Below are 13,213 nucleotides of genomic sequence, written 5' to 3' on the forward strand. Positions count from 1 at the left end.
ACTCGCGATGGGCGCGCGGCGTCAGAAGTCGGATGCTGATCACACGCCGACGCGAAGCGTCGGCAGCCCGAGCGACACCGCACCAGGCGCACCAGTGGCTGCGGCCGGAGCGGGAACACCGCAGGTCTCGGCCTGCGCACGGTCCCACGCGTCGCCGCCGCGCGTGCGGCGGATGCGAAGGGGCGCACCGGTCGGGTCGTCGGCCAGCAGGTGGAAAGGGGCGCCGTGGGTGATCCGGACCGTGACGACGTCGCCTGGTCGCGGCCGTTCTGAGCCTGGTGTCAGCTCGAAGTGCACCAGGCGGTTGTCTTCGGCGCGTCCGGTGAGTCGGTGCGTCTCGGCGTCCTTCTTGCCCTCACCGACCGAGACCAGCACCTCGACCTCGCGGCCGACCTGGTTCTGGTTCTCTTCGAGCGAGATGCGCTCCTGCAGGGCGAGCAGGCGGTTGTAGCGCTCCTGCACGACCTCCTTGGGGATCTGGTCCGCCATGGTGGCAGCGGGTGTTCCCTCGCGGATCGAGTACTGGAATGTGAACGCGCTCGAGAACCGGGACTGCTCGACGACCCGCATCGTGTCCTCGAAGTCCTCATCCGTCTCGCCGGGGAAGCCGACGATGATGTCGGTGGTGATCGCGGCGTTCGGAATGCGCTCGCGCACCTTGTCGAGGATGCCGAGGTACTTCGTGCTGCGGTACGAGCGGCGCATGGCCTTGAGGATGCTGTCGCTGCCGGACTGCAGCGGCATGTGCAGCTGCGGCATGACGTTCGGCGTCTCGGCCATGGCGTCGATGACGTCGTCAGTGAATGCCGCGGGGTGCGGGCTGGTGAAGCGGATGCGCTCCAGCCCCTCGATCTCACCGGCTGCGCGCAGCAGCTTGCTGAAGGCCTGACGGTCGCCGAACTCGACGCCGTAGGAGTTCACGTTCTGGCCGAGGAGGGTGACCTCGATCGCCCCGTCTTCGACGAGCAGGCGGATCTCGTTCAGGATGTCGCCTGGGCGGCGGTCCTTCTCCTTTCCGCGCAGGCTCGGCACGATGCAGAACGTGCAGGTGTTGTTGCATCCGACCGAGATCGACACCCAGCCGCTGTGCGCGGAGTCGCGCTTGGTGGGCAGGGTCGAGGGGAACACCTCGAGCGACTCGAGGATCTCGAGCTCTGCCTCGCCGTTGTGACGCGCACGCTCCAGAAGGCCAGGCAGCGAGCCCATGTTGTGCGTGCCGAAGACGACGTCCACCCAGGGTGCTTTGTCGAGCACGGCCTGCTGGTCCATCTGCGCCAGACACCCGCCGACAGCGATCTGCATGCCGTCGTGCTTGTCCTTGACGGACTTGAGATGGCCGAGAGTGCCGTAGAGCTTGCCTGCGGCGTTGTCTCGCACCGCGCAGGTGTTGATGATCACGATGTCGGCGTCTTCGCCGGCATCCGCCCGCACGTAGCCAGCGCTCTCAAGCGAGCCGGAGAGCCGTTCGGAGTCGTGCACGTTCATCTGGCACCCGAAGGTGCGCACTTCGTACGAGCGGCGGCCGCCGTCAGCGTCCAGCGCGGCCGCCGAGGGCGCGATGATCGTCGGTTCACTGCGCGGAGTAGTCATGGTGAGAGCTATTCTACGAGCCGTCACGAGCGCGGGCGCCGCGCACGAGGAAAGCGCACTTCGCTCCACCCCGCCGCAGCCAGTCAGTCGGAGTCGACGAAGCGCACTCCGGACCGCGCGCCCGATCGGGTGCCACCCGCTTCGCGCAACGCCGTGCGCGCCGCGTTCATCGCCACCGAGCCGCCGTACCCGCGACGCGCGAGCTGCCCGAGCAGACGCCGAAGTGCGGTATCCGGTTCGAGCCTGCTCATGCCCGGCGCCTTGCTGCGGGCATACTCCAGCGCCCGCTCGGCGTCGTCGTCTGGCAGTTCTGCCAGCGCGTCGTCGATGATCTCGCGCGAGAGGCCACGCTGCGACAGGGATCTTGCCAGCGCGACGCGACCCTGCCCCTTGCGCTCGACACCCGAGGTCACCAGCAGCGAGGCCAGCGTGCGGTCGTCGATGTAACCACGCGAACTGAAGTCGTCGATGACGTCTTCTATGGCATCCCTGTCGAGGTCGTTCTCGCGCAGCACCGCACGCGCCTCGGAGACGGACAGCGCCTTCGCACGCAGCTTGCGCACGAGTGCCTCCTCGGCGCGCTCCCTGACCTGCTCGGGTGCCGGCTCGGCCTGCCCTTCGTCGACGGGGTCATCGGAAGCGGGCGCGTGAGCACGGGCGAGGGCGTGCAGGGCGGCTGTGCGCTCGGCATGTTCCAGAGCCGCCGCAGCGCGTGCAGCGGGATGCTGGGGTCCCGGCCCCTCCTCGCGCGCGTCAGCGCGCGAGGAGGACCCGAAGAGCGGAATGACAGGAGCGAGATGTTCGTCGCCGTGAGCAGTCATGGTTCATCCCGGTTGTCAGGCCGGACGACGCTCCGCCAGTGCGTCAGCGGGAGCTTCGACTGCGGCCTTCACGCCGATGCCGAGCTTCTCCTTGATCTTCTTCTCGATCTCGATGGCGACGTCGTCGTTCTTGAGCAGGAAGTTGCGCGCGTTCTCCTTGCCCTGGCCGAGCTGGTCGCCGTCATAGGTGTACCAGGAGCCGGACTTCTTGACGATGCCGTGCTCGACACCGAAGTCGATCAGGCTGCCCTCGCGCGAGATGCCCACACCGTAGAGGATGTCGAACTCGGCCTGCTTGAACGGCGGCGCCATCTTGTTCTTGACGACCTTGACGCGCGTGCGGTTGCCGACTGCGTCAGTACCGTCCTTCAGCGTCTCGATGCGGCGGATGTCAAGGCGCACCGACGCGTAGAACTTCAGCGCCTTTCCACCGGCGGTCGTCTCGGGCGAGCCGAAGAAGACGCCGATCTTCTCGCGCAGCTGGTTGATGAAGATCATCGTGGTGTTGGTCTGGTTCAGACCACCGGTGAGCTTTCGCAGCGCCTGCGACATCAGTCGTGCCTGCAGACCGACGTGCGAGTCACCCATCTCGCCCTTGATCTCGGCCTCGGGGACGAGAGCTGCGACCGAGTCGATCACGACCAGGTCGATCGCGCCGGAGCGGATCAGCATGTCGGCGATCTCGAGCGCCTGCTCACCCGTGTCGGGCTGCGAGACCAGCAGCTGGTCGATGTCGACGCCCAGCTTGCGGGCGTACTCGGGGTCGAGCGCGTGCTCTGCGTCGATGAACGCGGCGATGCCGCCGGCGCGCTGAGCGTTGGCGATGGCGTGCAGCGTGAGCGTGGTCTTACCCGAGGACTCCGGGCCGTAGATCTCGATGATGCGTCCTCGCGGCAGCCCGCCGATGCCAAGGGCACTGTCCAGGGCGATGGATCCGGTGGAGATCACCTCGACGGGGGCGCGCTCATCGCTGCCCAGTCGCATGATCGATCCCTTGCCGAACTGACGCTCGATGTGTGCGAGGGCGGAATCCAGTGCCTTCTCGCGGTCGTCGGTGGATGGCATGACGTGCTCCTTCATATCTCGATCGCTGCCGCCTGTAGGCTGTCGCGGCCGCCCCGATCGGGACGACTCTGCGACAAGGCGTATGGCTCAGTGCCACATCTCTCACGGTAGGAGGAGCCACCGACATCGCGTCGGCCATCCCGCCTTCTGTGGAGAGAAGTCGCATCAAGACCACTTGTGCAGAACGATACGCGCTCATCGAACACAAGTTCGACGACACGCCGAGAAGGATCTATCGAGTTTCGATCGGCTGCGGGGCGCGATCAGCCCTTGCGCGGCTCGATGCGGCCCACTCCGTACTGCCGTTCGGGCGGCACATCCGCCGCATCGCACAGCGCGAGCCAGATCTCACGGGGCGGCACGCCGACATCCAGTGCATCGTGCGCGGTCATGCCGATGCCACCGAGAACCAGATCGTTGGTCAGCGCATTCGCCCGCGCACCGAACTCGTCGTCGACGGCGCGCAGGAACTCGCTGCGTCTCATGAAAGGGAGCCGTATCCGCTCAGCGCAGGGACAGCTCTGGTTCGACCGAGGCGACCAGGTCGTCTGGAACGACGTCCGGGAACGGGCTGAGCCCCTCGAGCACGGAGATGCGGTCTCCGACTTCGCGCATGATGGTCGAGATGGGCACGTCGAGTGCCTCTGCGACGGACGCGAGAATCTCGCTGGAGGCCTCCTTCTGGCCGCGCTCCACCTCGCTCAGGTAGCCGAGGGCCACGGAGGCCTTACCGGCGACCTGGCGCAGCGTGCGCCCCTTCTGCAGGCGGAAGTCCCGCAGCACATCGCCGATCTCCTGTCTGACAAGGATCATCGGAACCTCCCCTCCATCGCATCCCCCAGATCTGCATCCGAGTGGATCGCCAGTCTAACCCCACTGGCTACTGCTGAATCTACTGTTTCTCTCTGTGCCCCAGTTGTGAGCAATCCGGTATGAACCGTTCGGAAGTGTCGTGTCATGCGCACATCTTCGACAACCGCTGATCCGTCTGCGCTATTCCCGCACCGCGTCGAGTGCGGCCCTGATGACCGCATCACGAGCCTGCCTGCGGACCTCTGCTCGCGAACCCGCGAACGTGAACGAGTGCACGAGCCTCGCGGTCGGGGTGATGACGCCGATATGAACCGTGCCGACGGGCTGTCCGTCCGGCGAATCCGGTCCGGCTATTCCGGTCGTGCTGATGCCTACATCTGCGGCAAGCCCTTCGACCTCGACGGCGCTGCGCACGCCGTCGGCCATCTGAGCGGCGACATCAGGATGCACGGGCCCATGGGTCTCGAGCAGCGCAGCATCCACGCCGAGCAGGGAGTGCTTGAGCGGCGTCGCGTAGGCGACCACAGCGCCGAGAAATGCAGCGGATGCCCCTGGTACCGTGACGATCTCGGCGGCGACACCGCCCCCGGTGAGCGACTCAGCGACCCCGAGCGTCCACCCGCGAGCCGTCAGAGCGGCGACGAGATCAGACGCATCGCTCACGAGCTCGTCTTGCGTCCGCGCACCTGGGCGATCACGTAGTCGATCCCGCTGGCGACCGTCAGGACCAGGGCGGCGATCATCAGCACCTGCGTCACGATGATCCAGGGCGTGAGTCCGATCAGGGTGTGCAGCGGCAGCAGCGCCCAGCTCAAGGCCACGCCCTGCACGACCGTCTTGATCTTGCCCATCCACGCGGCCGCGACGACCTGCTCGTGCACGATCGTGAGGCGGTGGATCGTGATGCCCCACTCGCGGATCAGGATGATGATGACGATCCACCAGCTCACCTCGCCGAGGATCGCCAGTCCGAGAAAACCGGATCCGGTGAGAAGCTTGTCGGCGATCGGGTCCCAGAGCTTGCCGAAGTCGCTGACGATGTTGCCCTTGCGGGCGAGATAGCCGTCGACCCAGTCGCTGGAGATGGCGACGACGAACAGTGCGCCCGCGACCCAGCGCATCACCAGGTCATCAGCGCCGTAGGTGCCTGCCATCAGCAGAAGGATGAAGAAGACGACTGCGAGCGGGATGCGCGCAATTGTGATCGTGTTGGGAAGCTGTCTCGGAATCGCCATCATCAGTCGCGTCCCGTCAGGCCCCAGGCGTCTTCATCGCCGTCGTCTTCGCTCTCGACGACCGGCAGCCCCTCGAACTGCCGCTCGATCGGATCGACGGCCGCGGCCGGTGCGGGTGCCGCCGCGGGCCGTGCGGCCGGCGCGTCGTCACCTCGCAGCTTGGCGATCACACTCGGCAGCTGCTCAGAGGTGACCAGCACGTCGCGGGCCTTCGACCCCTCAGAGGGGCCGACGATCTCGCGGGACTCCAGCAGATCCATCAGGCGGCCGGCCTTCGCGAAGCCGACCCGAAGCTTGCGCTGCAGCATGGAGGTCGAGCCGAACTGCGATGACACGATGAGCTCTGCCGCCGCGAGCAGAAGCTCGAGATCGTCGCCGATGTCCTCGTCGACGTCCTTCTTCTTCGTCTCGGCGGACTCCTGCACATCGGGTCGGTACTCCGGACGCGCCTGCTGCGTGACGTGCTTGACCACCGAGGCGATCTCGCTCTCGTCGACCCAGGCACCCTGCAGTCGGAAGGGCTTGGACGATCCCATCGGCGAGAACAGCGCGTCACCCTGGCCGATCAGCTTGTCGGCGCCAGGCGAATCGAGGATGACCCTGCTGTCGGTGACGCTGGTGACTGCGAAGGCGAGCCGCGAGGGCACGTTGGCCTTGATGAGACCAGTCACGACGTCGACGCTGGGTCGCTGCGTGGCGAGAACGAGGTGGATGCCCGATGCGCGCGCCAGCTGGGTGATGCGCACGATCGAGTCCTCGACGTCGCGCGGGGCGACCATCATCAGGTCGGCGAGCTCGTCGACGACCACCAGCAGGTACGGGTAGGGCTTCAGCACCCGCTCGCTGCCGACGGGAACCTCGACCTCACCGGCGCGCACCGCACGGTTGAAGTCATCGATGTGGCGGAAGCCGAACGACGCCAGGTCGTCGTACCGCATGTCCATCTCCTTCACGACCCACTGCAGCGCCTCGGCGGCCTTCTTGGGATTCGTGATGATGGGAGTGATCAGATGCGGGACGCCCGCGTAGCTGGTGAGCTCGACGCGCTTCGGGTCGATCAGCACCATGCGCACGTCCGCCGGCCGCGCCCGCATCAGCAGGCTGGTGATCATGGAGTTGACGAAGCTGGACTTTCCCGAGCCGGTGGAGCCGGCCACGAGCAGGTGCGGCATCTTGGCGAGGTTGGCGACGACGATGTTGCCACCGACGTCCTTGCCGACGCCGATCGTGAGCGGGTGGGTGCTCTTCTGCGCGGCGGTCGAGCGCAGCACGTCGCCGAGCGCGACGGTCTCCTTGTCGACGTTGGGGATCTCGATGCCGATCGCACTCTTGCCTGGAATCGGCGAGAGGATGCGCACATCGTTGGATGCCACCGCATACGCGAAGTTGTTGCTCAGCTGCAGGATCTTCTCGACCTTGACGCCGTGGCCGACCTCGACCTCGTACTGCGTGACCGTCGGCCCGCGCGAGAATCCGGTGACCTTGGCATCCACCTTGAACTGGGTGAGGACGCTGGTGATCTGCTCGATCGTGCGATCCGTGGCATCCGATCGGATCACGGGCGCAGGTCCCACCTTCAGAACCGTGGTCGATGGCAGCACGTACGGAGCGGCCGGCGGCTGGGGTCCGGCGGAGCCTGGGCCCGCCGTGCCGAATCCGTCGAGGCCGGGCAGCTCGCCGGTGGAACCGGCATCATCGAGCAGTGCAGTGGTGTTCTGCTCGCCGAGCAGCTCGGTGAGGGCGCTGAGATCGGTGATCACCTCGGTCGCGGCGTCATGCGGTGCGTCGTGCGGCGCCTCATCGACGATGACGGCCTGATCGTACGCGGCGGCCGTGCTGCCGCTCGGCTCGTCGAACAGCGCGGTGATGGCCTGCGAGTCCACCCCGTCGTCGGGGTCCTCTTCGCGGCCGGTCTTGTTGCGTCGCCACCATGGGAGCGAATCGTCCTTGGCGGCGTCTGCGGCATCCGCGCCTTCGTCGGCGGCGGCGCGCACGGGACGCTCCGCGTCGAACATCCACGCGTACAGGTCACCGAGACGCTCCCCGATGCGGTTCGGCGGCGTCTTGGTGAGGATCAGGACGCTGAGCACCGCGAGCAGCGCCAGCACGATGTAGGCGACGACCGGCGTCAGGAACGCCAGGGGCTCGCCCAGCATCCACCCGAACAGGCCGCCTGCCGCGCTCAGCGCAGGCATGCCCTCCTTCGGCTGCGGCCGCTCCAGCACGCCGAGCTTGTTCACCTCGCCGGATGCGACGTGGCAGAAGCCGGCCAAGGTCAGCACGAACAGTCCGAAACCGATGCCGATGCGTCCGTTGTCGTGCACCGACGACGGATGCCGGAAGAGCCAGCCCGCCAGGAGCAGGAGCAGCACCGGCAGCACGAACGCCGCGCGTCCGACCAGACCGCCCCAGGTGTACGCGCTGATCGTCTGGGCGACTTCGTTGCCGATCAGGAACCACTCCACGACAGCGCCGGCACAGGCGAGCAGCACGAGCAGGAACGGGAACCCGTCGCGTCGCTGGTCCTTCTCGAGGTTCTCGGGCCCGAACGCTCGGAACAGCCCGCCGACGCCGTGCGCCACGCCCAGCCACATCCGCACGCCGAGCGGTGCCTTCTCAGCCTCGTCGACGTACTTCTTCGGGGCGGGGGCCGCTTTCGCATTCGAGCGTGGAGCGGTCTGCCGCTTGGGACGCGACGACGAGGCGCTCGCGGACGCGCGCTCAGACTTCGTGGTGCTCCTGGCCATAGCATCCAGGCTACGGCCAGGCACCGACATACCCGCGCAATGACGCGGCTTTCCGCGGGATCAGGCGGGAGCGCTCACGCCTCGATGACGAGCGGGACGATCATCGGACGGCGACGCAGCTTCTGGTTCACCCAGCGGCCGATCGTGCGACGGATGATCTGCGACAGTGCATGGTTGTCGCGCACGCCGTTGCCCGCCGCCTCTTTCAGCGCGGCGACGATCTTCGGGGTGATGTCGTCGAAGACGGAGTCGTCCTCCGCCACGCCTCTGGCGTGGATCTCGGGGCCCGAGATGATCTCACCCGTCGACGAGTCGACCACGACGATGATCGAGACGAAGCCCTCTTCGCCGAGGATGCGGCGGTCCTTGAGGTCGGCATCGGTGATGCCGCCCACCGTGGAGCCGTCGACGTACACGAAGCCGATGTCGAGCTGGCCGGCGACGCGAGCCTCGCCGTCGCGCAGGTCGATGATCATGCCGTTCCCGCCGACGAAGGTGCGCTCCTCTGGAACACCGGTCTCCTGCGCGAGCTTGGCGTTCGCGATCAGGTGCCGGTACTCGCCGTGCACAGGCAGGACGTTCTTGGGCTGCAGGATGTTGTAGCAGTAGATCAGCTCGCCGGCAGCGGCGTGCCCCGAGACGTGCACCTTGGCGTTGGCCTTGTGCACGACGTTCGCGCCGAGCCTGGTGAGGCCGTCGATCACGCGGTAGACGGCGTTCTCGTTGCCCGGGATGAGGCTCGAGGCGAGGATGACCGTGTCGCCCTCGCCGGGCTCGATCGCGTGGTCGAGGTTGGCCATCCGGCTGAGCACGGCCATCGGCTCGCCCTGCGAACCCGTCGACATGTAGACGATCTTGTCGTCGGGCAGGTCGCGGGCCTTCTTGTAGTCGATGAGCACGCCGGCGGGGACGTTCAGGTAGCCGAGCTGCTCTGCGATGGTCATGTTGCGCACCATGCTGCGGCCGAGGAACGCGACGCGGCGACCGTGCGCGTGGGCGGCGTCGATGACCTGCTGCACACGGTGCACGTGGCTCGAGAAGCTGGCCACGATGACGCGACGCGGTGCCTTGCCGATCACCTGGTCCAGCACCGGTCCGATGGATCGCTCGGTCGGCGTGAAGCCGGGCACGTCAGCGTTGGTGGAGTCGACCAGGAACAGGTCGACGCCCTCCTCACCCAGACGGGCGAAGGCGCGAAGGTCGGTGATGCGGCCGTCCAGCGGCAGCTGGTCCATCTTGAAGTCGCCGGTGGCGAGCACCATGCCGGCCGGCGTGCGGATCGCCACGGCGAGGGCATCCGGGATCGAGTGGTTCACCGCGACGAACTCGAGGTCGAACGGACCGACCTTCTCCTGCTGTCCTTCCTTCACGGTGAGGGTGAAGGGCTTGATGCGGTGTTCCTTGAGCTTCGCCTCGACCAGCGCGAGGGTCAGGCCGGAGCCGATCAGCGGGATGTCGGACTTGAGCCGAAGCAGATAGGGCACCGCGCCGATGTGGTCCTCGTGACCGTGCGTGAGCACGACGCCGACGATGTCGTCGAGGCGGTCCTTGATCGGTTCGAAGTCGGGCAGGATCAGGTCGACGCCAGGCTGGTGCTCCTCAGGGAAGAGCACGCCGCAGTCGACGATGAGGATCTTGCCCTCGAATTCGAACGTGGTCATGTTGCGGCCGACCTCGCCGAGACCGCCGAGCGGGGTGACGCGGAGCGTGCCCTTGGCGAGCGGTTCGGGGGTGGCGAGGGGGATGGACATGGATGTCTCCTCTGTCGGACACCTGGTGTCCGGTGTTGACGTGTCAGCGCATGGTGGCGCTCATCGTGTGGTGCCGTGCACCTTGGGCAGGGCGCCACCGGCCGCGGCGTTGCGGTCGGGGCGGAAGTTCGAGAAGTCGGCACCGGGCACATCGGTGACAAGCGCGAGCTCGTCCTCGATGATCGCGGCCTCCCACTCCTCCGGGCCCACCAGCGGCAGGCGGACGCGCGGGCTGCCGATGCGGCCGAGGCCATGCAGGATGTACTTCGCCGACACGGTTCCAGGCACATGCGTCATGACAGCGCGCACCAGCGGCTCGAGCCGCTTGTGCTCGGCGGTCGCCGCAGCCAGATCGCCGCGATTCACCGCATCGATCATCGCGCGGTACGGCGCCGAGGTGATGTTCGCGGTCACGCCGATCATGCCGGTCGCACCGATCGACATGTGCGGCAGCACGTTGGTGTCATCGCCGGAGAAGTACATCAGATCGGTCTGGTTCAGCACGCGACTGACCTCGCTGAAGTCCCCCTTGGCGTCCTTCACCGCGAGGATGTTCGGGTGCTTGGCCAAGCGCAGAATCGTCTCGTACTTGATCGGCACACCGGTGCGGCCGGGGATGTCGTAGAGGATCACCGGCAGGTCCGTCGCATCGGCAACCAGACGGAAGTGCGTGAGGATGCCCGCCTGAGTCGGCTTGTTGTAATACGGCGTGACGATCATGATGCCATCCGCACCGGCCTTCTCACTGGCCTTGTACAGCTCGATCGCGTGCGCGGTCTCATTCGACCCGCCCCCCGTGATGATCTTCGCCCGGCCAGCAGAGACATCCTTGCCGACCTCGACCAGACGGATCTTCTCAGCGTCGGTCAGCGTGGAGGTCTCCCCCGTCGTCCCCGTCACCACCAGACCGTCAGCACCATCCGAGATCACCCGATCCATGTGCTTCTCCACGGCGGGCCAATCGACCTCACCGTCGGCGGTCATCGGAGTGACCAGCGCGACAAGAACCTGTCCGAAGGGATTGTCCATGTGCGTCATCCTCTCAGCGTAGCGTTTCGCGCAACGCGCTCGACACTCCAGCCGTCACATGGATGCTGGTTCAGACGCGCCCTCGACGCGCGACGCCCGACGTCAGAGATGCGGGCAGCACCCGCGTGAGCGCGACGATCACCTTGTAGCGCAGCGACGGAATCGAGACGGCCTTGCCGCGTGCGGCATCGCGCAGTCCCTCGCGCACGACGTTCGGCGCGTCGAGCCACATGATGGCGGGGATTCCCTCTTCACCCGGCGCGAGCCCCATGCGCTCATGGAAGCTCGTGTGTGTGAATCCGGGGCACACCGCGGTCACCGTGACGCCATCGCGGGAGTACTCGGCGTTCGCCCAGCGGCTGAACCCGATCAGCCAGCTCTTGCAGGCCGAGTACGTCGAGCGCGAGATGAAACCGGCGACGGAGGCCACGTTGATGATCCGCCCGCCCCGGCCGCGCATGGCGCGGATCGCGGCGTGCATGAGTCGCATCGACGCCTCGACGTGCACACGCAGGTGGCGCACCTCGTCCTCGATGTCGTTGTCGGCGAAGTGCAGTGGCAGCCCGAAGCCCGCGTTGTTGATGAGGAGGTCGATCGGATGCCCGTCATCGGCGATCCGCTCAGCGACGCGCTTCACGTCGTCTTCCGCCGACAGGTCGGCGACGATCGTCTGCACGTCCACGCCGTGTCTGGTGCGCAGCTCCTCCGCCAGTCCGTCGAGCGTCGCGGTCGTGCGCGCCACGAGAACGAGGTCGGCACCCTTGACAGCGAGCTGGCGGGCGAACTCGGCGCCGAGCCCGGCGCTGGCGCCGGTGATCAGTGCGGTGGGCATCAGCGCTCGTACCCGAGGAAGCGGTAGCGGATGCCGGTGCGCGAGGTCTGCCACTCGCCCTCGTCGACCAGGCGCCAGCCATCCCGCGCCGGGGCGTAAGCGTCGCCGTCCACGTCCAGGTCCAGTTCGGTCACCGCGAGGCGATCAGCCTGCCCGATCACCTGCTGGAAGATGTCGGACCCGCCGATGATCCAGACGCTGTCCAGTCCGCGGACCGCGTCCTGCACGTTCGCGGCTCGGCGTGCGCCCTCCGCAGTCCAGTCCTGCTGCCGGGTGATGACGATGTTCTCGCGCCCTGGCAGTGGCCGGAAGCGCTCCGGCAGCGAATCCCAGGTCTTGCGGCCCATGATCACCGGGGCGCCGAGCGTGGTCTCCTTGAAATGCGCCAGATCCTCTGGCACATGCCACGGCATGCCGCCGGAGGCCCCGATGACACCGCTATGCGCCTCGGCCCAGATCAGGCCGACCATCTGAGGCGTCACGGTGACGTCGCTCATACCGCCACCGCCGCGCGGATCGCCGGGTGGTGCTGGTAGTCCTGCACCGCGAAGTCGTCGTACTCGTAGTCGAGAATCGAGGCGGGCGTGCGCGTGATCTGCAGCGTCGGATACGGGTAGGGGTCGCGGCTGAGCTGCTCGCGGACCTGCTCGACGTGGTTGTCGTAGATGTGGCAGTCTCCGCCGGTCCAGACGAAGTCGCCAGGCTCCAGGCCGGTCTGCTGCGCGACCATGAGCGTCAGCAGCGCGTAGGAGGCGATGTTGAACGGCACGCCGAGGAACAGGTCGGCGCTGCGCTGGTACAGCTGGCAGGAGAGCTTGCCGTCGGCGACGTAGAACTGGAACATCGCGTGGCACGGCGCGAGCGCCATGTCGGGGATGTCGGCAGGGTTCCAGGCCGACACGATCAGACGTCGCGAGTCAGGCGAGGCCTTGATCTGCTCGATGACCTGCGAGAGCTGGTCGATGCTGCCGCCGTCCGGCGTCGGCCACGATCGCCACTGCACCCCGTACACCGGGCCGAGCTCGCCGTCGGCGTCTGCCCACTCGTCCCAGATCGTGACGCCGTTCTCCTGCAGCCAGCGCACGTTCGAGTCGCCGCGCAGGAACCACAGCAGCTCGTATGCGATCGATTTGAAGTGCACGCGCTTGGTGGTGATCAGGGGGAAGCCCTGCGACAGGTCGAAGCGGATCTGCCGTCCGAACACGCTGGTCGTGCCGGTTCCGGTGCGGTCATCCTTGTGCGTGCCGTTCTCGAGCACGTCACGGAGCAGGTCTTCATAGGGCGTGGGGACGGCGGCGCTCATGACAGCAACGATACCGGGGTGCACATG

At 66.9% G+C, this 13,213-nt stretch carries 13 protein-coding genes; all 13 read right to left on the reverse strand.

Going from position 1 to position 13,213, the window contains the following annotated elements; translation table 11 throughout:
• Nucleotides 1-39: 39 nt before the first annotated feature.
• Nucleotides 40-1,590: a tRNA (N6-isopentenyl adenosine(37)-C2)-methylthiotransferase MiaB gene (miaB, locus tag MNR00_RS10005; protein ID WP_241925783.1), complete on the reverse strand. Its 1,551-nt coding sequence runs from the start codon at nt 1,588-1,590 to the stop codon at nt 40-42.
• Nucleotides 1,591-1,673: 83 nt separating this feature from the next.
• Entirely contained in the window at nt 1,674-2,411 is a 738-nt protein-coding gene (locus tag MNR00_RS10010) for a regulatory protein RecX (protein WP_241925784.1), read from the reverse strand.
• Between the two features lie 15 nt (nt 2,412-2,426).
• Nucleotides 2,427-3,476: a recombinase RecA gene (recA, locus tag MNR00_RS10015; protein WP_241925785.1), complete on the reverse strand. Its 1,050-nt coding sequence runs from the start codon at nt 3,474-3,476 to the stop codon at nt 2,427-2,429.
• 263 nt (nt 3,477-3,739) lie between these two features.
• A complete protein-coding gene (locus MNR00_RS10020) occupies nt 3,740-3,961 on the reverse strand; it encodes a DUF3046 domain-containing protein (RefSeq protein ID WP_241925786.1) in 222 nt (73 codons plus the stop codon).
• 19 nt (nt 3,962-3,980) lie between these two features.
• Nucleotides 3,981-4,289 (reverse strand): helix-turn-helix transcriptional regulator, encoded by a 309-nt coding sequence (locus MNR00_RS10025; protein ID WP_241925787.1) that lies wholly within the window; start codon nt 4,287-4,289, stop codon nt 3,981-3,983.
• Between the two features lie 180 nt (nt 4,290-4,469).
• The gene (locus MNR00_RS10030; protein WP_241925788.1) at nt 4,470-4,952 is read right to left on the reverse strand and encodes a nicotinamide-nucleotide amidohydrolase family protein; all 483 of its coding nucleotides are present in this window, start codon (nt 4,950-4,952) and stop codon (nt 4,470-4,472) included.
• On the reverse strand, nt 4,949-5,524 hold the full coding sequence (gene pgsA, locus MNR00_RS10035) for a CDP-diacylglycerol--glycerol-3-phosphate 3-phosphatidyltransferase (RefSeq protein ID WP_241925789.1): 576 nt from the start codon (nt 5,522-5,524) through the stop codon (nt 4,949-4,951). Before pgsA ends, MNR00_RS10030 begins: the two co-directional genes overlap by 4 nt.
• Before the next feature lie 2 nt (nt 5,525-5,526).
• Nucleotides 5,527-8,271, reverse strand: a complete 2,745-nt coding sequence (locus tag MNR00_RS10040; RefSeq protein WP_241925790.1) for a DNA translocase FtsK — start codon at nt 8,269-8,271, stop codon at nt 5,527-5,529.
• A gap of 74 nt (nt 8,272-8,345) precedes the next feature.
• Entirely contained in the window at nt 8,346-10,022 is a 1,677-nt protein-coding gene (locus MNR00_RS10045) for a ribonuclease J (protein ID WP_241925791.1), read from the reverse strand.
• Between the two features lie 60 nt (nt 10,023-10,082).
• Nucleotides 10,083-11,060 carry a 4-hydroxy-tetrahydrodipicolinate synthase gene (dapA, locus tag MNR00_RS10050; RefSeq protein WP_241925792.1) on the reverse strand — a complete coding sequence of 326 codons (978 nt, stop codon included), beginning with the start codon at nt 11,058-11,060 and terminating at the stop codon, nt 10,083-10,085.
• Nucleotides 11,061-11,121: 61 nt separating this feature from the next.
• Nucleotides 11,122-11,883 carry an SDR family NAD(P)-dependent oxidoreductase gene (locus MNR00_RS10055; protein WP_241925793.1) on the reverse strand — a complete coding sequence of 254 codons (762 nt, stop codon included), beginning with the start codon at nt 11,881-11,883 and terminating at the stop codon, nt 11,122-11,124.
• Nucleotides 11,883-12,380, reverse strand: coding sequence for a dihydrofolate reductase (locus MNR00_RS10060; RefSeq protein ID WP_277884355.1), 498 nt, complete (start codon nt 12,378-12,380; stop codon nt 11,883-11,885). The genes MNR00_RS10055 and MNR00_RS10060 overlap by 1 nt, the downstream gene beginning before the upstream one ends.
• Nucleotides 12,377-13,186 carry a thymidylate synthase gene (locus MNR00_RS10065; RefSeq protein WP_241925794.1) on the reverse strand — a complete coding sequence of 270 codons (810 nt, stop codon included), beginning with the start codon at nt 13,184-13,186 and terminating at the stop codon, nt 12,377-12,379. Before MNR00_RS10065 ends, MNR00_RS10060 begins: the two co-directional genes overlap by 4 nt.
• Nucleotides 13,187-13,213 lie beyond the last annotated feature (27 nt).

The sequence above is a fragment of the Microbacterium sp. H1-D42 genome, assembly GCF_022637555.1.
Lineage (GTDB): Bacteria > Actinomycetota > Actinomycetes > Actinomycetales > Microbacteriaceae > Microbacterium.

Coding starts and splice junctions, on each gene's coding strand:
- miaB (WP_241925783.1), bottom strand. CDS start 1,590: ATGACTACTCCGCGCAGTGAACCGACGATCATCGCGCCCTCGGCGGCC.
- MNR00_RS10010 (WP_241925784.1), bottom strand. CDS start 2,411: ATGACTGCTCACGGCGACGAACATCTCGCTCCTGTCATTCCGCTCTTC.
- recA (WP_241925785.1), bottom strand. CDS start 3,476: ATGCCATCCACCGACGACCGCGAGAAGGCACTGGATTCCGCCCTCGCA.
- MNR00_RS10020 (WP_241925786.1), bottom strand. CDS start 3,961: ATGAGACGCAGCGAGTTCCTGCGCGCCGTCGACGACGAGTTCGGTGCG.
- MNR00_RS10025 (WP_241925787.1), bottom strand. CDS start 4,289: ATGATCCTTGTCAGACAGGAGATCGGCGATGTGCTGCGGGACTTCCGC.
- pgsA (WP_241925789.1), bottom strand. CDS start 5,524: ATGGCGATTCCGAGACAGCTTCCCAACACGATCACAATTGCGCGCATC.
- MNR00_RS10040 (WP_241925790.1), bottom strand. CDS start 8,271: ATGGCCAGGAGCACCACGAAGTCTGAGCGCGCGTCCGCGAGCGCCTCG.
- MNR00_RS10045 (WP_241925791.1), bottom strand. CDS start 10,022: ATGTCCATCCCCCTCGCCACCCCCGAACCGCTCGCCAAGGGCACGCTC.
- dapA (WP_241925792.1), bottom strand. CDS start 11,060: ATGACGCACATGGACAATCCCTTCGGACAGGTTCTTGTCGCGCTGGTC.
- MNR00_RS10055 (WP_241925793.1), bottom strand. CDS start 11,883: ATGCCCACCGCACTGATCACCGGCGCCAGCGCCGGGCTCGGCGCCGAG.
- MNR00_RS10060 (WP_277884355.1), bottom strand. CDS start 12,380: ATGAGCGACGTCACCGTGACGCCTCAGATGGTCGGCCTGATCTGGGCC.
- MNR00_RS10065 (WP_241925794.1), bottom strand. CDS start 13,186: ATGAGCGCCGCCGTCCCCACGCCCTATGAAGACCTGCTCCGTGACGTG.